This window comes from Dyadobacter sp. HNCC25DJ187, from assembly GCF_056895255.1.
The window spans coordinates 123,635-145,743 of the sequence record NZ_JBXHAT010000005.1 but is presented as its reverse complement, the minus strand read 5'-3'; the positions used below and the strand labels follow the sequence as shown (position 1 = coordinate 145,743).

Below are 22,109 nucleotides of genomic sequence, written 5' to 3'. Positions count from 1 at the left end.
TTTAACAACATACATCAAAATGAGCACTGCAAAAACACTAAATGCTGCACCAAAGGTATTAGTAGTGGATGACGATAATGACATTGTAGAGCTTCTTGAATACAATTTGATTAAAGAGGGCTACAATGTTCAGACAGCCTCCAACGGGAAAAAGGCTATAGAAATTGCAAAAACTTTCGTTCCGGATCTCATTTTACTGGACATCATGATGCCTCAGCTGGACGGCATCGAAACTGGCAGAATGTTGCGCCAGAACCCTGATCTGAAAAACACATACATTCTCTTTCTTACAGCCCGTTCAGAAGAATATTCTGAGGTTGCTGCTTTTGAAGTGGGGGCCGATGATTACATTACGAAGCCTATCAAACCGCGTGCTCTGATGAGCAGAATCAATGCGCTATTCCGCAGAGAAGCTCAAAAAGCAGATTCAGGAGATCAGATAGACATACTTGATCTGAGCATTAATCGCAAAAATTATACGGTTACCCAACAAGGTGGCAAGTCTACAGTACTACCGAAAAAAGAGTTTGAACTCTTATTTTTCCTTGCTCAGACACCCAATAAGGTATTCAACCGTGACGAACTGCTGCAAAAAATCTGGGGTGCTGATATATATGTGCTGGAACGCACGGTGGACGTACATATTCGTAAGTTGAGAGAAAAACTCGGAGATCAGTATATCAAGACTTTAAAAGGTGTTGGCTATATGTTTAGCAACGAAGTAGCTTAAAATTATAGGAAGGAAAGATTTAATCGTCTTTCCTTTTTTTACGCTCCTTCTTCCGAAATGCCAGCTTGATATTCACTTCACCGTTTTCATCGAGTGCTTTCAGGAAAATTTTAGAACCTTCTTTTCTATCGGGATTATTGGGATCCAGTACGTATGTGGAATCACGTTTTTTCAGATTGCTCAATGGAATGGCAATATTGATATCTGTCTTTTTACCAAAGCTATATACGCCGTCTACAAATAGAGTCATCACATTAGACTCAATCTCCATCGGCTCAATTTCTATTTCCTGTCCCCGAAGGTGGAAATTGTTTGTGATAGGTGCAAACTGCACACTTTCAAAATTTCTGTTTTTGAAAACGAGCTTTTTCATTTTCAGGAAAGGCTCAAAATTGTTGATATGCCCATTGGTGAGATTAATATGAAGCAATCCTTTCATTGTTGCCGGCACCAGCCGCACATTGTTATTAAGCCTGCTTTCAAAACTAAAATCCGTGCTTAATCTGCCTTTGAGATTCTCATCTGTCAGCGCTTTTTGCCCGAAGTTGTCAAATGATCTGAACACACTCTGAACGTCTGCGTTCACAATTTTCCCTCTTATAGCGAGGTGAGGTAAAGCGCCTGAACTATTATTTCCCATCTCACCCGAAATATTTACCCGGGCTCCCTGAAAGGCTTTCATTACAAAATACTCGAGTGCCAGCGCATTATTTTTTGCAGTGAACTTTCCTTTAACCTGGGTGGCAACGAAGCGCCTGTATGTAACCTTTTCAGAATTTAATTTGGCCGTAATTTCTATGTTATCAATGGCTTCATCCAGCAGTTGAGATAATTTGAGCTTATTTTTTTTATTCGCTGTTGTTGCAGGCGCTGCGAAAAGTGTCTCCAGCCAATTCAGTTTCCAGACTGGAATATTAATATTGACCAACGCTCTTAGCGATTTGGGAGAACCGAATAAGTACGGCACAAAATCTATGATACGTCCATTAAGATATAGCATATTCGGGCCGTCGGAAAAATTTAAGTTTTGAAAGACAAGTGCTTTTTCATTAAAAGCAAAATCTCCCCGCATTTTTGAGAGATGTACTTGCCTCGGCATGTAATCCATAGCAATATCCCGAAATGATGCTTTTCCCGATATTTTACCGTTGAACTTGTCCAGTTTAGGATCATAGAATTTCTTCAGACTGCCTTCAAAATGAAAATCTATATAGGCTTTTCCTTTTTCAAAGTGATATCTGGCCGGGTCGAGCAGCTGGTCCATTTGCGAGGCATCTGCACTTAGATTGCCATCCAATTTAGCCTGAGGGTCCATAAAATCGTTGACTATCAGTTTCAATTTGAATGGAATATCTCCAAAAAAACCTTTCACATCTGAAGCCGTGAGTCTGGCATTTGTGGGTTCTGGTTCCTTCAGCGAATCTGCCTGATTTGTATAATACCCTTCAGCCACAACCTTGTTCAAAGTACCAACCGGCAATTCATAGCTAAAAGGTTGCGTCTCGAATCTCAGATTTACCCTGGGCTTTTTATTTTTCCCTCTGCCAACAAGCTGTACATCTGTATCTACCAGCGATTTAATTCCAATAGAGTCGATTTGCGCCCTGATGACCTTTGGCAATAAAGGCAATGCATGATCTACAGCAATACGTTTAGCCTGAAAGTTAAGATGAAAGGGGTTAATTGTATCCCTGAAATTGAATACACCACTAATATTTACATTCTCTTTTGTGCTGGTCTCCATGACCGAAGGATATACCGTTATCCTTTTCTCATTTTCGTTGAAAGAAAGCAAAAGATGCATTTGCGTTTCCTGATTGGCTAGAAAAGCTCCTTTTTCGGGTCTGAATGTCAATCCTTTGAAGAATACCGAACCATCAAAATTCGCATTAGTTGCCGAATCCGTTACGGTGATACGATTAGTTGCATCACGAAGTAGCCCTCCATAATTCTTACCTGTGACAGAATCTGCAAAACTTACACCAAAATTAACAAACCGTATATTTCTTAGTTTTCCAATCAGGTCATTAGAAGGTGGCGTTTTCTGCTCCTCTTCGTTATCCTCCTCAGATTTAAATATAGTCAGGTTTGAATACCCATCTTTTCTCACAAAAATAGTCAGACTTCCGTTTTGCAAAACAAGATTTTTGATCTTAAAATCACCCTTATATAAACCATTCAGATCAAGTGTGGCATGTAATAACTCCAGGTCTAAAAAGGCTGTTTTATGTTGATGATAAAGACTATCGGTCAGCTTTACGTTGGCAAGTGTAAAATTCAAACCAAATCCACCCGTGAAGGGTCTGAATTTGAAGTCAGCAATTTCCAGATTACCATTCAGCTTCTCATTCACAGCTTCCTGTATTGTCCGAAAAAGCTTTTCCTTGTTTCTATCCAGCCAAATTTCTACAGCCCCAAAGAGCAGTAAACCGAAAAGGGCAACAATTCCTGTAATTTTTAAAAATTTAGCAAACATGAAAAGGAAGATGTGATAGCTCGGAAATAGGGTAACAAAAAAAAATTTCATGTAGTGCGCCCATGCAACACTTTTACTAATAACGTGCCACATCGAACTTTATCCTGCATCCGCCTAGCTATGTTACCATTGTCAATTTCGCTATTCACGTCAAAAAATGCTAGTTTTGTTCACTCTTTTGTATAACAGAAGTTGACGATCACCAATACTGCAAACAAAAATGCTACTAAGCGAACAGGAAATTTTACGCAGGCAGAAGCGCGACGAGTTGATGCGCATGGGCATTGAACCCTATCCAACTGAAGAATTTACGGTAAATACGTATGCTGCCGACATCCATAAAAACTATGAAAATAATAAGATTGATTACAAGCATGTAACCATGGCAGGACGCCTGATGGGCTTCCGTATTATGGGTAGTGCGGCCTTCGCTGAAATGCAGGATAGCACCGGACGGATACAACTATACTTCCGTCGGGACGACCTCTGCCCGGGTGATGACAAAATGCTCTACAACACCGTATTCAAAAAGCTACTGGATATAGGCGATATCATTGGCATTACAGGCTTTGTATTTACCACACAAACGGGTGAAATATCTGTACATGTGCAGGAGTTCAAAATTCTGAACAAATCGTTGCGTCCACTACCGATTGTAAAACGTGATGAGCAAGGCAATGTTTATGATGGTTTTACAGATCCGGAACTTCGTTATCGCCAGCGCTATGTCGATCTGATCGTAAATCCGGATGTACGTGATATTTTTATCAAACGTGCCAGGATCATCACGACCATGCGGTCTTTCTTCGACTCCAAAAGCTGGCTTGAAGTAGAAACACCAGTCTTACAAACCATACATGGTGGTGCTGCAGCGCGTCCTTTTCAAACGCATCACAATGCACTAGATCTGGGACTATATCTCCGTATTGCCACTGAGCTTCACCTGAAACGACTGATCGTTGGTGGATTCGAAGGTGTATATGAATTCGGTAAGTTGTTCCGTAATGAAGGAATGGACCGTACGCATAACCCTGAGTTCACTACAGTAGAGCTGTATGTTGCTTATAAGGACTACCTGTGGATGATGGAAATGACTGAAAAGTTATTGGAACAGGTTGCGCTGGCTGTTAACGGAACTACGGTGGTTAAATTTGGTGAAACCGAGCTTGATTTCGCTGGACCCTATCCAAGATTAAGCATTACAGACGCCATTCATCAGTATACAGGGTTGGATGTAAATGCTGTTGACGAGGTGGCTATCCGTGAAAAATGCCGCGAATGGGGAATGGAAGTAAACGATAGTATGGGTAAAGGAAAACTGATCGATGAAATTTTCGGAGAAAAGGTAGAATCCCATATTATTCAGCCAACATTTATTACTGATCACCCTGTAGAAATGTCTCCGCTTACCAAAAAGCACCGCAGCAAGCCTGGTATGGTGGAGCGTTTTGAGCTTTTTGTGAATGGTAAAGAAATTGCCAATGCCTACTCCGAGCTTAATGATCCTATTGAGCAAAAAGAACGTTTTGAAGATCAGCTGAAACTGAAAGAGCGTGGAGATGATGAAGCTATGGAAATGGATGATGATTTCATCAGATCTTTGGAATACGGAATGCCTCCGACATCGGGAATTGGTATTGGGATTGACAGACTTACCATGCTGCTTACCAATAATTCCAGCATTCAGGAAGTAATTTTCTTCCCTCAAATGCGCCCGGAAAAGAAACAGGAAATAGCAAAAGAAGCAGATTACGTGGCAGCCGGTGTACCAACCGTATGGATTCCTGCTTTGCAGAAAATGAATATTCTGACGATTGAACAACTTAAAGCTGCAAGCCCGAGCAAAATCTTTAATGACTTAGGTGGATTGCGTAAAAAGCTGAAAATAGAAGATAAGCTTCCACAGCTGGATGATATTAAAAGCTGGATAGAATAAATCAATAGGTATAGAAACTAAAAATGCCGGATCGTATGATCCGGCATTTTTAGTTTCTGCAAAAAAAATATAATTATATCTTTTTTACCTGTACAGCATTCAAGCCTTTCTTTCCTTCAACGACCTCGTATTCTACTTGGTCATTTTCACGAATTGTAAGCCCTCCCAATCCTGTCACATGGACAAAAATGTCTCTGTTTGTGTCGTCTTCAACGATGAAGCCATATCCCTTAGCTTCATTGAAAAATTTTACAGTACCTGTTGGCATAATGTTGTAAATAAAAATTAAATAAGGTGAAAATACATAGGAATGTAACCGCTTCACTTTACAGAGATATTTCGTATCCAAACAATTGAATGGAGCTTGGCCGATTTACAAAAGAAATTTTGGCAAATTGCACCAACACATCTTGATAATAATGAACCACTTACAAATTCCTTAATCACAAAGAAACAAAAATTGTGGGTAAAACAATTTATTTAGCGCAATAATTTGAGAATTTAAGACTTAACGGTAATTTACAGCCCAAACCGTACAATGTTAAAATTTACCACATTGCTTGTAAATACTACCGAAAATTGCTAATTATGAGGCGATTATTAGAAAAGAGGACATGAACAGACTTCGGTATTTCGTAGAGGATCAGATATTTGGCGTATGTGCGAAGTTGGGAGAAAAACTCAATTTCCCTGCCAGTAGCATCCGTTTATACTTCATTTATGCCACTTTTATGACTTTCGGGTCACCGATAATCCTTTATCTTATTATGGCATTCTGGCTTGAACTCCGACAGCATTTAAGAAGAAGAAACAGTCCTACGATTTGGGAGTTTTAGATTGAGGAATACCCGTAAGCTGTTCAAAACGGTGTTTTCCTAAAATAAAATACTCCCATACAATACTTCTGTAATACAAAGGCGCCCGATACTTGACACGTTTTTGCCCTTTTGTCAGAGAAGGAATCATGGCATAAAATGCAAAATGTGCCCGGATTATGGCTAATACGTCAGGGAATGCACCGCTGGCTATAAATCTTACGCTGGAAATTCCGTCCAGAATAAGTCTGAAAAAAATGGTCTTCCAACGCCTTCCTTTCGGAAGATTTTTAAAGAGCATTATCAGATTATTCCTGTAATTTAAAAAAGTTTTACGCGGGTTAGATTTGTGCAAGGTACCTCCACCTACATGGTAAACTGAAGATTTACCCGAATAAGTGATTCTATATCCCATGTTCAGCAGTCTCCAGCATAAATCTATTTCTTCCATATGAGCAAAGAAGCGCTGATCAAAGCCATTTGCCTTATGAAAAGCATCGGCTCTTATAAATAAGCATGCTCCTGTTGCCCAAAAAACATCTTTTTCTTCGTCATATTGCCCTTCATCCTTTTCTCTCGTATCAAAAATTCTTCCGCGACAAAACGGATAACCGAGATAATCCATATAACCGCCTGCAGCACCCGCATATTCAAAGTGAGTCCTGAGGTCATACGCAAGTATTTTAGGCTGGCAGGCTGCAATTTTGGAATCTGATTCCATAAATGAAATGACAGGCGTGATCCAATTTTCTGTAACTTCTATATCAGAATTAAGAAGTATGTAATAATCTGATTGAATCTGTTGCAAGGCCTCATTGTAGCCTCCTGCATAACCCTTATTCTCAGGTATAGTGAGCGTTTTTACTGAAGGATAATGTGCTGCCAGCCATTCCATCGAATGATCAGTAGAAGCGTTGTCCGCTACCCAGATAGCATGCCCACTGGAATGCAGAAGCACGCCCGGCAAAAATTGCTCCAGATAATGTTGGCCGTTAAAATTCAGAATTACAATTGCAACACTGGGAGGGGTCATGCAAAACTCAGATTATTTCATTAGTCCACCCAGATCCAGCCCTGGTATATTGGGCAGAACTCCATCTGTTGCTTTTTGAAGATGTTCTTTTATTTTAGGTTCTATGCTTTCATAAGCTTTATTTACAGCAGCTACGATCAGATCCTGTAACATTTCGTTATCATCAGGGTTAATGAGCACTTTGTCAATTTCCAGTCCAATCAGATTTTTCTGACCATTTACTGTTGCACGTACCATACCACCACCTGACTCAGCTGTTTCTACAATTCCGGATAGCGAATCCTGAGCTTCTTTCATACGAGACTGCAGGTCTTTCATTTTCCCCATCAGACCCATCATATCGGCCATATTTCCAAACATATCTTTATTAATTTTTATGTTATATAATTCTCAATAGAACTAATTAGTTCTACCTGAGAAGCATAAAAGTACCTCTTTTTTCAACTTTCTGATCAATATCGTCCACAAAGACTATCTTATAAACATAAGAACCAACTGCTGCATTAGCCCCGTTTATTTTCCCATCCCAACCTTCCGCCAGGTTACTGGTATGAAATACCACATTCCCCCACCGGTTCATAATTGTAAAATCGAACGACTTAACCTGTTCTGCCATTGCATACAACGTATTATTATGGCTATCATCATTTGGCGTAAAAGCAGCCGGAACAAAAATCCCCGCCCCTCTTCTGTAGAGAATTGCGTTTGAGAAGCTTTCAAAATTGCCGTTCTGAGAAGTAGCTTTCACTAAAAATGTATACTCAAGTTCACTACTGTTAGCGAATTGAGGGGTAAATGAAAGATTTTGCTGCCGCTCTATTTCTGTATTTACGCCGCTCAATGAGGTCTGCAAAATGGTATAGTTTTCTAAATCGCCAAAGAACGGTCGTTCGGGATTCCAAGAGAAAACCGATAAATCTTTTTTAAGCAAAATAGTACAGATTGGCTCACTGTTTGGATATTTCACATCGCAGGATTCATAACTGAAACGATAACAATAGGACTTTTCGCCAGGCCTTACATCCTCATCAACATACTCATTAATATCATTCAATGTCATGATTCTTTTAAAAGCCGTACTGCCATTATCCGCACGTTCTATATTCAAGCTATAACTTTTACCTGGTACATCAGCCAGCACAATGACCTTGTCCTGGTTAACGCTAACACTGGCGCTTTCTATTAAACTGTTTGCGTCAGTTTCCACTCTGATACCAATCGGAGCAGATTGTGAAGTTAAATTGGTAAGTTTTGCAACAATATGATATGCCACAAAAGAACCACATTCGACATCTGTATCTGTATATTCTGTATCATCGATTGAATTGAAACTTCTTAGAAGTTCGCCATTGGCATATAAGTCATAGCCTTGAAAACCAGTTGCAGTCTCATCGTATTTGTTCCATGATAGTTGGATAGCTCCACCCGATGATTCACCCTTCAGAACCATGGTTGTTACAATATCAGAATCCAGCTGACCTGCACAATTATCCTCAGATGATAGCTTTAACTTATAAGATGTTTCAATGTTAAGTCCTTGAATATTGTAAGTTTGCGGGCCATTCAACGACCAATTATTTCCTGTTACATAGGCATTACCTCCATCAGAACTATATTTTACCTGAGTTTTAATTCCTCCGATACCATTAAAAGAAAAATTCAAACTACCGTTCTGCCGCATCTCAACAGCAGTAACCTGGATGTTGTTTAGTTGTGCTTGTTCGAAAGTTACATTGATATCCCTTGTGAATCCCTTCTCACAAGCTCCCGTATTATATAATCCTGTTACTTTTATTACAGGTCTTTTACTAGTGTCTTTATATAAATGCTCTAGATTCAAACTGCTCCCTCTTTCCCACTCCTCTATCTCTCCGTCGCCCCAATTTATCTCAATACGATCATAAGCATCCAGGATATTATCTTTCGCCAGTAAGATACTGACCTTTCCTCCTCCACAAGAGGTATAAGTAAGATAAACAATTCTGCTCTCTGCCACGGTCACTTTCTCACAATGATAAAATGCCCCACTATTCGTTGCTCCTTGTTGCAAAATAGTATAATTGCCTGGTCCTGTATACTGATAAGCAGAGATATTTTGTGTAGCCGGATTTTGCAAAATACCATCGTAATTGACATTATATCCTATCAAAACAGGGTTAGCAACATTGTTAGTCCAGCTAACATTAAGAGGAGCGCAGCCTGCATGGGTATTAAGTGTAAAACCACCCCCTCCTACGTTACAAAGTCCCTGTCCCAGGGCGACATGTAAACCACAAATTAGAAAGACCGTTGTGTATAGTAGATGTATTTTCAATTTCATAGTTAACATTTGTCCTGACAGTAGCGTGTAGAGAGCAATTCGGTATCTGTAAAAAGAAGCTACAAATTTAAATCATTTATGCTTGATTACCTTACGATTAGCAGTTAAAACCAATTTCCGGCTATACGTATATCATCTGACAAGAAGAAAACTCCCTGTTTGCGAGAAGGTCCCACTTTTAATATTGTTCCCTTCAATCTTATATATGTAATGACCAGGCCCAGCAGGTTTTCCATCCACCAATCCGTTCCAGCCATCAGCCGTATTATCCGATTTGAATATCACTTCGCCCCATCGGTTATAGATCAATAACCGGAAGCTATCTGCAAAATAACTCTTTGCTAAAAAAATATCATTATGCCCATCTCCATTGGGAGTGAAGATATCAGGCACCCACACAATCAGGTTACCACTGATGGCAATAACATTAGAATAGCTAACCATGCTTCCGGACTTAGCTCTAATCTTAAATGTACTGTTACCATCTTTATCCAGATCAATAGCCTGTTTATTTTCAAGCTGCTTTGGTATTTCTTCCTGGACATTGCCTGCCTCATCCATTCTGATCAATTCGTAAGATTCGACTTCAATTGTGAATGGCGGTTGTGTCGTCCAGGAAATATCCTGCACATTATTGGTTATCAAAACTGAACAGACAACCTCACTGGGAGGTGATGGTTGCTTACAAGCATTTTCCCAACTAAAGCGATAGCAATAGGAAGTTTGGCTTGTATTAATGCCTGAATCTGTGAATGACAAGTCTGTATTATTATCAGGAGAAATTTTCTGAAAATTATTACTACCGGCATCAGTGCGCTCCACAATCAGATTAGAAAGCGTAGTTAAACCATCAACACCACTCAGGTTCACAACGGTGGAAATCTCGTTATCACTCTCTACAGATACCTCGGCAAGCCTGATCACACCTGGTGCAGTAAATGTAGGCTCCAGTGTAATTGGTGCGGAATAAGATTGTACCAATCCGTTTAAGCTGGCGATCAGTGTATATCTGTAACTCGTACCACATTTCAGCTGCCCATCCAGATAATCTGTCCTGTCAGTTCCGTTATACACAGCTTGTTTTTCAGTGAAAGCTGGGCCTTCTTCTCTCAATATCTGATATTGCAGCAAATTAGCAGCGTCCGGATAAGCATCCCATACCAGGTTATTGGACTCATCAACTACCAATGTTCCTCTTTTGAGCACGACGCTACTTACCACCGGACTCTCGGTAGGGTTGTCACAAATGTCCTTTGAAATGAGTTTGAAATGATAAACTTTACCAGGATCAAGACCTGTTATTTTTTCCGCCTTTTCGCCGCCTGTTTCATCACTGATTTTCCCGGTAGTTTTATACATCCCATTTTCTTCTGCCATGAACAATTCGGTTTTGATGCCGTCCATTGCATCGTATGCAATAGTAACCGTTCCATCAGCTCCCATTTCCACTCTTTTGATTTTAATGCTGGCTAGGGACGGAGGTGTTGCCTCGCCTGTCAACGTCCTGGACTTTAATTCAGAAGCGCAAAAGTCACCATTATGAATGCCTTTGATTTTGATTGAAGGCTTTGCTCTCAAAATTGTTTCATGAATAAGCAACCCACCTCTATCTACCTTTATGATCCGTCCATCTCCCCAATCAATTTCGATCTTGTCATAAGCCTGATAAATTGCATCATCTAAAAGCGTGAGCCTGACCCGGCCGTTGTTGCAACTCGTGATGTACCCGTTGGGAGCTGCCGTTTCCTTCACAACAACATCTTTGCAAAGCGCAAATCCGGTACCTTTTGATCCCCATTGTGCTATCGTATAGGATCCTGCTTCTGTATACACAAAAGATAAGTCACTAATACCCTCCGAAGGTCCCGGTACGTCTGTTCTGGATTTATCGAACTTATACGAATACTTTATAAAGTCTGCCCCTTGCATTTGATTTGTAATCTCAAGGGTTTTTCCCACACACACATCCTCATCTGCCAGAACAAACGCTCCTTTGTTTGGATTGTCACAGAAAGGAAGTTGCGCGCTTACCTCTGCCAGGCACAGCAAGTATAGCATCAGCAGATACAGTAAGCGTAATTTTCCTTTCATAACAATTGTGTTTACCTCAAAAATGGTAATCGCATTTAGGTTAATTTCCTGAAACGTATTAAACAAATCCTTTGTTTTGCCATTACAAATTCAAAAATAGGACATTTCCACATTTAGGCTGTACCTTTGAATTTTTAAAACGAGTTTTTGTTTAAAACTATTTTTCATCAACTCCATTTCATGGACAATAACGGTGATACTGCTGTGTTAGATACAATTGAAGAAGCAATAGAAGCGATACGTCGCGGAGAAATGATTATTGTGGTTGACGATGAGGACCGGGAAAATGAAGGTGATTTTGTATGTGCTGCTGAATTAATTACACCCGAAATCGTCAATTTTATGGCGCGTGAAGGACGCGGACTGATATGCGTCCCCATCACAGAAGAGCGTTGCGCCGAGCTTGACCTTGAAATGATGGTAGGCAATAATACAGCCCTTCACGAAACTGCATTTACCGTTTCAGTTGATCTTCTCGGGCATGGCTGCACAACAGGTATATCTGCCAGTGACCGATCCAGAACGATCCAGGCACTTGTAGATCCCGAAACAAAACCTGAGGATTTAGGACGCCCTGGTCATATATTTCCTTTGAAAGCAAAAAAAGGTGGTGTATTACGCAGAACAGGTCACACGGAAGCTGCCATTGATTTCCCTCGACTTGCCGGGTTAGCTCCTGCAGGTGTATTGGTGGAAATTTTAAATGAAGATGGATCCATGGCCCGCTTGCCTCAACTTCGTGAGATTGCGAACAAATTCAATCTTAAGCTGGTGAGTATTAAAGACCTGATCGAATACAGGCTAAAAGAAGAATCACTCATTAAAAGAGAGATTGGGGTTGATATGCCAACTAAATGGGGACATTTCGACCTTATAGCTTATCGCCAGATCAATACAGGCGACCTGCACCTTGCGTTGGTAAAAGGGACCTGGGAAAAAGACGAGCCTGTTCTGGTACGCGTACATTCATCATGTGTTACAGGAGATATCTTCGGTTCCTGCCGTTGTGACTGCGGTCCTCAGTTACATGCAGCAATGGATATGGTCGACAAAGCTGGGAAAGGTGTGATCGTATACATGAATCAGGAAGGTCGTGGAATAGGCTTGCTCAATAAACTGAAAGCGTACAAACTTCAGGAAATGGGACGTGATACGGTGGAAGCTAACCTTGAACTCGGTTTTTCAAGTGATGAAAGAGACTACGGTGTAGGTGCACAGATACTTCGCGATCTGGACATTTCGAAAATAAAGATCATCTCTAATAATCCTAAAAAACGCGCCGGACTTATTGGTTACGGTCTTGAAATAGTCGATACTGTTGGAATTGAAATTCCATCCAATCCGCATAATGAACATTATCTGCTCACCAAGAGAGATAAAATGGGCCATAATCTCAGCAATTTAACTTTTCCTGCCAACGGATGAGTCGCATTCTGATCGCGTCAACAGACAATGACATATTGAAATGCCGCAGAGCTATTCAGGCACTGCGGCCATTGCTTTCAAATGAAGCATATGAAATTGCTATCAGGAAAACACTGGCAGACAATCGGCAGATGATCTTTGCAGAAGAGAACAATGAAGCTGCAGCAGTTGCTGTTTTTGAAACAGGCTACAACCTTTTCCGTGGAAAATACATCTACATTGATGACCTTTCTACCTTACCTGAATACAGAGGAAAAGGATATGCAGGGAAATTACTTGACTGGATCTTTGATTTTGCACAAAAGGAAAATTACGACCAGATTCATCTGGATTCCGGCGTCAGCGAGTCGCGCACGGATGCACATCGGCTTTATCTGAATAAACGTTTTGAAGTAGCAAGTTTACATTTTACGGCAAAACTCAAGTCATCATAGTACTCGTAACACACATATTATTTGTATAACGGATTACCACATTTCATGAATATTCATCAGATCTTTGAAGCATTTGATACACTACGTGTACTGGTTATTGGCGATGTAATGGTAGACTCCTATGTTTGGGGAAAAGTAGAACGTATATCTCCGGAAGCTCCCGTTCCCGTAGTGAATGTTCATCAACGTGAATATCGCCTGGGTGGTGCTGGAAACGTATTGCTGAATGTGCAGGCACTTGGTGCGGAAGCCATTATCTGCAGTGTAATCGGCACAGATTCTTCCGGTGACTTACTGGAAAACAGCCTGAAAGAAAAAGGATTGAATTGTGAAGGATTGATCCGGAGCGAAAATCGTATTACAACGATTAAAGAAAGGATTATCGCCGGATCACAGCAAGTTGTACGTATTGATACAGAAACAGATAAACCTGTCAATGCGTCAGAAACTGCCCAGCTAATTGTCAAAGTAAAAGAACTGATACCTTCCTGCCAGGTGATCATTTTTGAAGATTATGACAAAGGCGTACTGACCGCCGATTCCATCAGGGAAATCACAGACTTTGCCAACGAGCATCAGGTTCCCACAGTGGTTGATCCAAAAAAACGTAATTTCCTTGCCTATAACAACATAACGCTTTTCAAACCCAATTTAAAAGAATTGCGTGAAGGGTTAAAAATAGATTTTAATGTCGATAATCCGGAAGAACTTCGGGCGACTGTTCAGCAATTGAAGGAAACGCTCAATGCTAAAGGAGCACTGATCACACTTTCCGAAAGAGGCGTTTTTATTGATTTCCAGGATGAGAAGCATCACTTACCCGCACATATCAGACATATCGCAGACGTATCTGGTGCAGGCGATACGGTCATCAGCATCGCTGCTTGTTGTGTAGCCTTAGGACTTCCTTCAAAATCCGTTGCCGCTATATCTAATTTGGGCGGCGGACTTGTTTGTGAAATGGTGGGGGTTGTGCCAATCGATAAGAATTTACTGAAATCCGAGGCGCTGAAACTGGCTTAATTACCAATTAATTCCTGTTTGCCCCAATCCTAATTTACGTACAAACTTGGATGAAAACCCGGATCTTCCTGTAATATAGCGTATACTCGCTCCGATGTAGGGTGTAGTTGCCGGTGTTTCAGAAGTCAGATTTTGGCGGGCACCGTTAAAAGTCCGGAGCTGGCGGAATGTAGTTACACCGGCTTCTACAGACACGTTAATGGCAGAAAAAAGGTGCGCATTGGCCGAAATTCCTGTTTTAATCTGACGGTAATTTTCTCTGCGCAACATTTTTTCTTCAGGAGTTTGTATCTGAAAACCTCCGCTATAACCATTCAGGCCCGCCATCATATCTATGTTGAACCACTTGGTTACTTTATAATTGGCATTGACCATAAATGGAAGAAGCGCTGAGATACGCCAATGGCCCAAACCTTTGTTGATACCAAAAACGGGTACAAAACGTAATTTCTGATTATAAGTAATAGCTGATCCGTAGAGTATCTGTGTCCTTAATCCTAAAATATGCATCCGTGCTGCACCACCCCAGAAAAATGGTTGTGGAGAAAAAAATGTTTCGTTACTCTCAGTCACACCCAATCCACCCCCATAAACCCAAAGACGATCTTTGATACTTGCCTGCAAGCGCAGCACACCTACCGACAAAGTTTTGTAACCATTATCAGGTGTATCCACACCATCAATAGTCGGCTGAATTTGAGTAAACTGTGCAAGCATCACGGTATGCACTGCTCTTAAATCCAACTTCTTCCTCAAACTATATCCCAGCTGCACTTCGCTTTGAATTGGAATAACTCCGTAAAATCCGTTGCGTGTCACACCATAATCCTGAGTGCCATTAAGACTTGATGGTACGTTGTAATCTGCCTTTAAAGTGATATTTGGATAAAAAAGTCTGCTTAAAGAAAAGTGTTGGCCTTTGGCGACTGAATGCACAGTTATCAAAAGGACTGTCAAAAGGCAGCAGGAACGAATCATAGGAATTTAACGGGGTGTGATTTTCCGCAAATAACGAGCAAAGTATCAGTGTATTGTGTATATGTCCGGAAGAGATGCTCATTGGCTTATCGACTTTTAAACAAAAGACCTATCCAATTAATAAAGAAATAGTACATTAGAAGCTTAGAATCGTATTACCCATAAATTTGCTTTTCACTTACACTAACCTCCATGAAACGATTAATAAGCTCCCTACTCTTTATTACTCCTTTTTTCTCCATGGCACAAACTGAACAAACCTTTGCCGAAAAACTCGGATATCCTAAAGGTAAAAAAGTGCTGATTATCCATGTCGATGATGTGGGCATGTCATACGAATCCAATCAGGGGGCAATAAAAGCAATAAAGGAAGGTGTCGCCAATTCGCTGAGTGTAATGATGCCATGTGGATGGGTACCGGGATTCGTGAACTACTGGAAGGAAAACAAAGATATAGATGCAGGCCTACACCTGACACTCACTTCGGAATGGAAAGACTATCGCTGGAGTCCACTGGCAGGAAAACCTAAGGTTAAAGGCCTTGTTGATTCACAGGGAGCTATGTGGCGGAGTGTCGGTGAAGTCGTAAAAAATGCATCTCCTGATGAAGTGGAGATTGAAATACGCGCACAACTTGACAGGGCTCGCACCATGGGATTGGAACCCACCCACCTCGACTCGCATATGGGCACCTTATTTGCAACCCCCGAATTTCTGCAACGTTACCTGAAAGTAGGCATGGAAGAAAAAATACCGGTTATGTTTCCCGGGGGACACAATACCGTAGCACAGCAGCAGGAGAAAATAGTAAGTGAACAGCTCGCTATGACCAGAACGGTAGGAAAGCAGCTTTGGGACGCTGGACTTCCCGTTCTGGACGATCTGGAAAATAGCAGTTACGGCTGGAAAGGTCCAGAAAATGGAGATAAATCCGAAAAAGCACTTCAGAAATACAAAACGGAGAAGTATATCAATGCGATTAAGAACATTAAGCCCGGGCTCACTATGGTGATTATGCATTGCACGATCCATTCTGAAATTTTCCCTCACATTTCAGACTCTCATGTTACAAGAGAAGGCGATTTCCTGGCGATGATAGATCCCGAATTAAAGAAGTATATTGAAAAGGAAGGAATTATTTTAACAACCTGGCGGGAGGCGATGGAGAGGAGAAAGAAGTTAAAATAAAAACAAGTTCATAGTTAAGATTCAGAGGTATACGGGCGAAGAGTATATAAAGAACACAGCATAGCTTATGAAAGTAGAATCCAGCATTTATTATCCAATTGCAGGGAGTACTACTCTACATCCTGATCTCTTAATAACTAAGCTATGGACCTCACTACCGAACAGATAAAAACACTGATAAGTCTTATTGAGACATCTACCAGGTTTGATTATGCCGAGATACATGATGAATTATTTGATCATCTCGCATCGTCAGTGAGCAATCACCTGCAAACAGGCGTAACCTTTACTGATGCAGTAAATTTAGCGTATAATGAACTGGGGGAAGAAGAAGGTATTTGCAGCATTGAAAAAGGATATATCGAAATAATAAAGAGGCAGGGAAAAGTATTCTATAGAACATGTGTGATGGACTATTTAATGTCTTTCCGATGGATTGCAGCCATCCTGGTAGCTGTTCTTTTGGTAAGCATTTCTTCAAAACTCCCATTTTCGGCAGGTTCAATCACTTTTATCACCTTTTTGCTCATTCACTTTTATGGAGTAAAATTTTTCAGCCAATGGCGGCTGGAAGGCGAGCAGAGCTCTTATTATAAAGAAAAAAAGAATCTCAAAGCAGTTACAATTCACGATCTCTATATCAGGCTCATTGTGGTGCTGCCCATACTTGCTTTCGCACCTATTCTCAAAGAGCATCCAGCTCTCCTGTTCGTATCCAGCTCCGTATTGTTTACGTCAATTGACTTCACAGTTTATTTTATTCATCGCATTAAGCAAAGCTGGATTCAGGCAGATTTAGAATTTGCCTGATTGAAGAGGTGTCTAAATAGTAAGAGCTATTGGTATAGTCTTAAGTTTAAAAGTTTAAACCGCTATAGACTAGCTCTTTTATCCAAATGTGCAAATACCATATCATAAAAATCCGCAGGCAGGAAAGGCTTAACCAGATAGTCTGAAAAGCCATTGGTCATGGCCCTTTCTTTTTCATCCTCAAAAGAAGACGCGGTAAGCGCTATCACAGGAACATCCGACCCATGTTCACGGATAAGTCTGGTAGCTTCAAAACCATTCATAACCGGCATTCTCAGATCCATGAGGATCAAATCGTAATGTGTGGTTAAAAACTTCTCGACAGCCTTCTTTCCATCCACTGCCGTATCCGCAATAATATTTTTTTTCTTCAGAAAAGTGGTAGCTAATAATAAGTTGGTAGTATTGTCATCTACCACAAGAACCTTTTTATCAGCATATTCAAATTTCCGATTCGGCAATACATCAGGCGTTTCAACTTCAACCAGGTTTGTGAATTCGAAATCAATATCAAATGAAAACTCAGTACCTTTTGCAGGAATACTTTTCAGCCGTATTTCACTTCCAAACAGACGTAACAATTCTTTGGTAATCGCAAGTCCGAGACCTGTTCCATGATACTTTTTTGTTCCCTGGTTGTCTCCCTGCGTAAACAAATCAAATATGGTACACTGTTGATCGAAAGGGATACCTATTCCTGTATCAGTAACCTCAAATTGCAGCCGGATTATTTTTTCACTTCTACTTAATTCCCTTACAGACAAAACCACTATACCTGAATCGGTAAACTTAATCGCATTGTGAATCAGATTGGTGATAATCTGATGAAGCCTTCCCTCGTCACTGATCAGCCGATGTGGAAGCTTACCCCGAACCTCAAAAACAAGGTCCAGATTCTTATCCCTGGATTTGAGCAGAAAGGTTTTCTTCAGGTTTTCCAAAAGTAGAACCGGATCAAATGGTTTGTGATCCAGTGTTACATGATTTGAATTGATTTTATTAAAATCCAGAATATCATTGACAACCGCCATGAGGTGGTTAGAAGAAAACTGTAGTGTTTGAATGAGCTCCTTTTGAAAATCTGTTCTAAGGTTCTCTTTGAGCATCAAATGAACAACACCTACGATACCGTTTAGTGGTGTTCTGATTTCATGACTCATCATGGAGAGAAAATCTGTTTTAGCCCGGGTTGCCTGCTCTGCAATAGCCACCTGCTTCTCTAACACCTCATTTTGTTGCATCAGCGAGTGCTGGTAATAAAATGTCCTTTTCTCGTTGTCATAGCGCTGCCAAACAATAAAAGGAAAGGCACACTGTGCCAAAAAGAAAAATACACCTCCTTCTCGCATAAACAGAGCAAATGCATCAGGACTTAGCCGATATAATGCCAGAGGAAAAAAAATCAATACCAGGACTGAACATACTATTGCCTTACGGATCGGCCAGCGAATTACCATACAATAGAAGATCAGGCAGATCGTCATATTAAAGCAGGTTCTTTCGTAAGCCTGGTGAGGTATTGTACCAAGGATGGTCGTGTGAAAAAAAATCAGTATGAGATAGTTATAGAACGCAAGTTTCTGACTTGACAACCCGTAGAAAAAATGCCAGGCCAAAATCACGGAAAAACACAGACTGGCCGATCCTACAATCTGAAAAAGTTCTATAAAGTCCGGATGTTTATTTAAGTAGTAGAGTATCGACAGTGCCGGATACCCAAGTATGAGTGCAATAGAAAAAACACGATGTCCCCATTGTGATTTACGTTCATGTTCTTTCTTCCAAACGGCCTCAAAATGACTTGAATATACTACCGTATCCAATGTTAAATATGACTATATTAACGTTAAGTGCCCGAAGATACGACTAAAAATGTGATGTTTATTAAGTAGTAGAACTTTGAATAAAATAACCCCGTGACCAACTGATTGCATCAGTGGATCAGGCCGCACTACAGAAGAAATTACAGACAAAAAACAAATAATACCCTGATAGCCGAAGTCATCAGGGTATTATTATTCTGAAATGCAGATAGCTTGACTACCGAAAGCTTAAAGATCTATCGCTTCACCATATGCTGCTTCAACAGCACCTTTTACTGCTTCTGACATCGTTGGGTGTGGGTGAATCGCACGCATAATTTCGTGAGAAGTTGTTTCCAATTTACGGGCTACAACCACTTCTGCGATCATTTCAGTTACGTTTGCGCCGATCATGTGGGCTCCAAGGAACTCACCATATTTCGAATCAAAAATAACTTTTACAAAACCGTCTGTAACACCGGCACCAACTGCTTTACCAGATGCTTTGAATGGAAACTTACCAACTTTGATATCGTATCCAGCTTCACGCGCTTTCTTTTCAGTAAGACCGACAGAAGCAATTTCAGGTTGGCAGTAAGTACATCCCGGGATGTTGCCGTAATCCAAAGCTTCCGTTTTGTGACCTGCAATTTTCTCAGCACAGATAATACCTTCCGCAGTTGCAACGTGCGCCAGTGCAGGACCAGGTGTACAGTCTCCGATTGCGTAGAATCCAGGAATGCTGGTTTCGTACCACTCGTTTACTGAAATCTTGCCTTTGTCTGTTTTAATCCCTGCTTCTTCCAGACCAATATTTTCGATGTTTGCAACAATTCCTGCAGCAGACAATACTACTTCTACTTCGAAAGTTCTTTCTCCGTCCGGCGTTTTAACAGAAACCTTGCATCCATTACCACTCGTATCTACAGTCTGAACCGATGAATTAACAAGTGTTTCGATACCGAATTTCTTATATTGTTTCGCTATTTCTTTTGAGATATCCTCATCTTCAACAGGAACCAGATTTGGAAGGAATTCAACAACAGTTACTTTAGTGCCCATTGAAGCATATACATAAGCAAACTCCATTCCGATTGCTCCCGAACCTACAACCAAAAGAGATTCAGGCTGTTTTTCAAGACTCATCGCCTTGCGGTATTCGATTACTTTGGTACCGTCTATTTTAATATTCGGCAACTCACGCGCACGCGCACCTGTTGCGATGATCACACCTTTTCCTGCTGTATAATCTGTTGTTTTACCATCTTTATCGGTAACCGCAACAGTTTTACTTCCTTTTACTTTACCAGTACCCATGATGACATCAATCTTGTTTTTCTTCATCAGGAAGGAAACGCCTTTGCTCATGGTATCAGCCACACCACGGCTACGCTTAATTACAGCGCCGAAATCTGCAGAATATTCTCCTGCATTGATACCATAGTCCTTTGCATGCTTGATGTATTCAAAAACCTGAGCACTTTTAAGAAGCGCTTTGGTTGGGATGCAACCCCAGTTCAAGCAAATTCCACCTAAACTCTCCTTTTCAACGATTGCAACTTTAAGACCTAATTGAGAGGCACGGATTGCTGCGGGATAACCACCGGGACCGCTTCCAACAACGATCACGTCATATGTTTGAGCCATTTTCTGGTATTTTTATTTGTAAGAAATGGGTTGACAAAAAATTTCCACAAAGTTAAGACGATTTGCCGGAATGCCTACACCGACAAGAGAAGGTATTTACATGAACCTGATGGTAATCATCATTTGTTGTACCTTTGTGACTTTCAAACCTCGATTTGGGAATGGCTTGGTTTGCTACTGTCACCCTGAGCGGAGTCGAAGGGCTTTTTGCCAGACGTTTCGATCGCTTCGGCGGTCCGATCCGCTCAACGTGACACATCACTTCAACGCTTCCTCATAATATCAAGGTTATTTTTTTACTAAAAATTCAAAACTTCAAATGACAGCAGAGCAATTGAAAGACTTGAAGGCCCGTGTAGAGGCTTTGGGGAGGTATCTTTGACTACGGTAACCGTAAAAGACAACTAGAAGATTTAGAACAACAAACTGTTCAACCCGAATTTTGGGGTGATTCCACCCGTGCAGAAAAAACAATGCGGGAGATCCGCGGATTGAAATTCTGGACAAACGGATACGAAGAACTAGCGCGCTTACGCGACGACCTGGACACGATCTGGGAATTTTATGACGCCAATGAAGCCACAGAAGAAGAAGTGGATGAAGAAGGCCAAAAGCTTTCTGACAAGCTGGATGAAATAGAGTTCCGGAAAATGATGGGTGAAGAAGGCGACGAACTCCCTGCCGTAATCGAAATTAACTCTGGTGCCGGTGGTACCGAATCGCAGGACTGGGCATCGATGCTGATGCGTATGTATATCATGTGGGCCGAGAAAAACGGATACAAAGTTCGTGAAGTAGATTTGCAGGATGGTGATGTGGCCGGTGTCAAATCAGTTACATTGGAGATTAGCGGTGAATATGCTTATGGCAATTTGAAATCGGAAAATGGCGTACACCGCCTGGTTCGTATTTCGCCGTTTGACTCGAATGCAAGACGACATACTTCTTTTACATCCGTTTATGTATATCCATTAGCAGATGACAACATCGAAATTGATGTCAATCTCGCTGATATTACATGGGATACGTATCGTTCCGGTGGGGCAGGTGGACAAAATGTAAACAAGGTAGAAACGGCAGTACGTTTGCATCACAAACCTTCCGGTATCGTTATCGCCTGTCAGCAGGAACGATCACAGCTGATGAATAAGGAAGTTGCCATACGCCTTTTGAAATCCCGTTTGTATCAGATAGAATTGGAAAAACGAAATTCTGCACGTGCAGAAGTAGAAGCTTCCAAACGTAAAATCGAATGGGGATCGCAGATCCGCAGTTATGTACTGGACGACCGCCGGGTGAAAGACCATCGTACCGATCACCAGACTTCTAATACAGAAGCCGTGCTGAATGGGGAGATTAATGATTTTATCAAGGCTTATTTGATGGAATCGTAAGAAGAAT

General features: G+C 41.0%; 18 protein-coding genes. 9 read left to right on the top strand and 9 right to left on the bottom strand.

Features of this window, described 5'->3' with window-relative positions:
* The first annotated feature begins 19 nt into the window (after window positions 1-19).
* Window positions 20-730: a response regulator gene (locus tag AC1XUE_RS25130; RefSeq protein ID WP_483358747.1), complete on the top strand. Its 711-nt coding sequence runs from the start codon at window positions 20-22 to the stop codon at window positions 728-730.
* Window positions 731-749: 19 nt separating this feature from the next.
* On the opposite strand, the gene AC1XUE_RS25125 is transcribed toward AC1XUE_RS25130, so the two are convergent.
* A complete protein-coding gene (locus tag AC1XUE_RS25125; protein ID WP_483358746.1) occupies window positions 750-3,206 on the bottom strand; it encodes an AsmA family protein in 2,457 nt (818 codons plus the stop codon).
* 220 nt (window positions 3,207-3,426) lie between these two features.
* Between AC1XUE_RS25125 and lysS the strand changes: the two genes are divergently transcribed.
* The gene (gene lysS / locus AC1XUE_RS25120; RefSeq protein WP_483358745.1) at window positions 3,427-5,142 is read left to right on the top strand and encodes a lysine--tRNA ligase; all 1,716 of its coding nucleotides are present in this window, start codon (window positions 3,427-3,429) and stop codon (window positions 5,140-5,142) included.
* 73 nt (window positions 5,143-5,215) lie between these two features.
* On the opposite strand, the gene AC1XUE_RS25115 is transcribed toward lysS, so the two are convergent.
* On the bottom strand, window positions 5,216-5,410 hold the full coding sequence (locus AC1XUE_RS25115; protein WP_026629450.1) for a cold-shock protein: 195 nt from the start codon (window positions 5,408-5,410) through the stop codon (window positions 5,216-5,218).
* Window positions 5,411-5,756: 346 nt separating this feature from the next.
* Here AC1XUE_RS25115 and AC1XUE_RS25110 point away from each other — a divergent pair, with 346 nt between their 5' ends.
* A complete protein-coding gene (locus AC1XUE_RS25110) occupies window positions 5,757-5,978 on the top strand; it encodes a PspC domain-containing protein (protein ID WP_115831673.1) in 222 nt (73 codons plus the stop codon).
* On the opposite strand, the gene AC1XUE_RS25105 is transcribed toward AC1XUE_RS25110, so the two are convergent.
* The 4 genes from AC1XUE_RS25105 to AC1XUE_RS25090 all read right to left on the bottom strand — a co-directional run bounded on the left by AC1XUE_RS25105 (window position 5,959) and on the right by AC1XUE_RS25090 (window position 11,401).
* Window positions 5,959-6,990, bottom strand: a complete 1,032-nt coding sequence (locus AC1XUE_RS25105) for a glycosyltransferase family 2 protein (RefSeq protein ID WP_483358744.1) — start codon at window positions 6,988-6,990, stop codon at window positions 5,959-5,961. The genes AC1XUE_RS25110 and AC1XUE_RS25105 overlap by 20 nt on opposite strands.
* A gap of 12 nt (window positions 6,991-7,002) precedes the next feature.
* Entirely contained in the window at window positions 7,003-7,350 is a 348-nt protein-coding gene (locus AC1XUE_RS25100) for a YbaB/EbfC family nucleoid-associated protein (protein WP_483358743.1), read from the bottom strand.
* A 49-nt stretch (window positions 7,351-7,399) separates the two neighbouring features.
* A complete protein-coding gene (locus AC1XUE_RS25095) occupies window positions 7,400-9,310 on the bottom strand; it encodes a T9SS type B sorting domain-containing protein (RefSeq protein WP_483358742.1) in 1,911 nt (636 codons plus the stop codon).
* A gap of 132 nt (window positions 9,311-9,442) precedes the next feature.
* On the bottom strand, window positions 9,443-11,401 hold the full coding sequence (locus AC1XUE_RS25090) for a T9SS type B sorting domain-containing protein (RefSeq protein ID WP_483358741.1): 1,959 nt from the start codon (window positions 11,399-11,401) through the stop codon (window positions 9,443-9,445).
* 180 nt (window positions 11,402-11,581) lie between these two features.
* Between AC1XUE_RS25090 and AC1XUE_RS25085 the strand changes: the two genes are divergently transcribed.
* Genes AC1XUE_RS25085 through AC1XUE_RS25075 form a run of 3 tightly spaced genes read left to right on the top strand, consistent with a single transcriptional unit; the run spans window position 11,582 to window position 14,283 of the window.
* Window positions 11,582-12,826, top strand: coding sequence for a bifunctional 3,4-dihydroxy-2-butanone-4-phosphate synthase/GTP cyclohydrolase II (locus AC1XUE_RS25085; protein ID WP_483358740.1), 1,245 nt, complete (start codon window positions 11,582-11,584; stop codon window positions 12,824-12,826).
* Window positions 12,823-13,260, top strand: coding sequence for a GNAT family N-acetyltransferase (locus tag AC1XUE_RS25080; RefSeq protein ID WP_483358739.1), 438 nt, complete (start codon window positions 12,823-12,825; stop codon window positions 13,258-13,260). The genes AC1XUE_RS25085 and AC1XUE_RS25080 overlap by 4 nt, the downstream gene beginning before the upstream one ends.
* A 45-nt stretch (window positions 13,261-13,305) precedes the next feature.
* Window positions 13,306-14,283 (top strand): bifunctional heptose 7-phosphate kinase/heptose 1-phosphate adenyltransferase, encoded by a 978-nt coding sequence (locus AC1XUE_RS25075; protein WP_483358738.1) that lies wholly within the window; start codon window positions 13,306-13,308, stop codon window positions 14,281-14,283.
* On the opposite strand, the gene AC1XUE_RS25070 is transcribed toward AC1XUE_RS25075, so the two are convergent.
* A complete protein-coding gene (locus AC1XUE_RS25070; RefSeq protein ID WP_483358737.1) occupies window positions 14,284-15,219 on the bottom strand; it encodes a hypothetical protein in 936 nt (311 codons plus the stop codon).
* 234 nt (window positions 15,220-15,453) lie between these two features.
* Here AC1XUE_RS25070 and AC1XUE_RS25065 point away from each other — a divergent pair, with 234 nt between their 5' ends.
* Window positions 15,454-16,449: a polysaccharide deacetylase family protein gene (locus AC1XUE_RS25065; RefSeq protein ID WP_483358736.1), complete on the top strand. Its 996-nt coding sequence runs from the start codon at window positions 15,454-15,456 to the stop codon at window positions 16,447-16,449.
* A 144-nt stretch (window positions 16,450-16,593) separates the two neighbouring features.
* Entirely contained in the window at window positions 16,594-17,259 is a 666-nt protein-coding gene (locus AC1XUE_RS25060) for a hypothetical protein (protein WP_483358735.1), read from the top strand.
* Between the two features lie 62 nt (window positions 17,260-17,321).
* On the opposite strand, the gene AC1XUE_RS25055 is transcribed toward AC1XUE_RS25060, so the two are convergent.
* Window positions 17,322-19,082 carry a response regulator gene (locus AC1XUE_RS25055; RefSeq protein WP_483358734.1) on the bottom strand — a complete coding sequence of 587 codons (1,761 nt, stop codon included), beginning with the start codon at window positions 19,080-19,082 and terminating at the stop codon, window positions 17,322-17,324.
* Window positions 19,083-19,310: 228 nt separating this feature from the next.
* A complete protein-coding gene (gene lpdA, locus AC1XUE_RS25050; protein ID WP_483358733.1) occupies window positions 19,311-20,708 on the bottom strand; it encodes a dihydrolipoyl dehydrogenase in 1,398 nt (465 codons plus the stop codon).
* A gap of 319 nt (window positions 20,709-21,027) precedes the next feature.
* Between lpdA and prfB the strand changes: the two genes are divergently transcribed.
* Window positions 21,028-22,102 (top strand): peptide chain release factor 2 gene (gene prfB, locus AC1XUE_RS25045; protein ID WP_483358732.1). Its coding sequence is split into 2 segments (ribosomal slippage): window positions 21,028-21,087 and window positions 21,089-22,102, totalling 1,074 coding nucleotides; the frame shifts between segments, so codons are not numbered across the junction.
* The last annotated feature ends 7 nt before the right edge of the window (window positions 22,103-22,109 follow it).

What these genes read in the sequence shown, in the direction of transcription:
- AC1XUE_RS25130 (WP_483358747.1), top strand. Translation starts at nt 20, where the DNA reads ATGAGCACTGCAAAAACACTAAATGCTGCACCAAAGGTATTAGTAGTG.
- AC1XUE_RS25125 (WP_483358746.1), bottom strand. Translation starts at nt 3,206, where the DNA reads ATGTTTGCTAAATTTTTAAAAATTACAGGAATTGTTGCCCTTTTCGGT.
- lysS (WP_483358745.1), top strand. Translation starts at nt 3,427, where the DNA reads ATGCTACTAAGCGAACAGGAAATTTTACGCAGGCAGAAGCGCGACGAG.
- AC1XUE_RS25115 (WP_026629450.1), bottom strand. Translation starts at nt 5,410, where the DNA reads ATGCCAACAGGTACTGTAAAATTTTTCAATGAAGCTAAGGGATATGGC.
- AC1XUE_RS25110 (WP_115831673.1), top strand. Translation starts at nt 5,757, where the DNA reads ATGAACAGACTTCGGTATTTCGTAGAGGATCAGATATTTGGCGTATGT.
- AC1XUE_RS25105 (WP_483358744.1), bottom strand. Translation starts at nt 6,990, where the DNA reads ATGACCCCTCCCAGTGTTGCAATTGTAATTCTGAATTTTAACGGCCAA.
- AC1XUE_RS25100 (WP_483358743.1), bottom strand. Translation starts at nt 7,350, where the DNA reads ATGTTTGGAAATATGGCCGATATGATGGGTCTGATGGGGAAAATGAAA.
- AC1XUE_RS25095 (WP_483358742.1), bottom strand. Translation starts at nt 9,310, where the DNA reads ATGAAATTGAAAATACATCTACTATACACAACGGTCTTTCTAATTTGT.
- AC1XUE_RS25090 (WP_483358741.1), bottom strand. Translation starts at nt 11,401, where the DNA reads ATGAAAGGAAAATTACGCTTACTGTATCTGCTGATGCTATACTTGCTG.
- AC1XUE_RS25085 (WP_483358740.1), top strand. Translation starts at nt 11,582, where the DNA reads ATGGACAATAACGGTGATACTGCTGTGTTAGATACAATTGAAGAAGCA.
- AC1XUE_RS25080 (WP_483358739.1), top strand. Translation starts at nt 12,823, where the DNA reads ATGAGTCGCATTCTGATCGCGTCAACAGACAATGACATATTGAAATGC.
- AC1XUE_RS25075 (WP_483358738.1), top strand. Translation starts at nt 13,306, where the DNA reads ATGAATATTCATCAGATCTTTGAAGCATTTGATACACTACGTGTACTG.
- AC1XUE_RS25065 (WP_483358736.1), top strand. Translation starts at nt 15,454, where the DNA reads ATGAAACGATTAATAAGCTCCCTACTCTTTATTACTCCTTTTTTCTCC.
- AC1XUE_RS25060 (WP_483358735.1), top strand. Translation starts at nt 16,594, where the DNA reads ATGGACCTCACTACCGAACAGATAAAAACACTGATAAGTCTTATTGAG.
- lpdA (WP_483358733.1), bottom strand. Translation starts at nt 20,708, where the DNA reads ATGGCTCAAACATATGACGTGATCGTTGTTGGAAGCGGTCCCGGTGGT.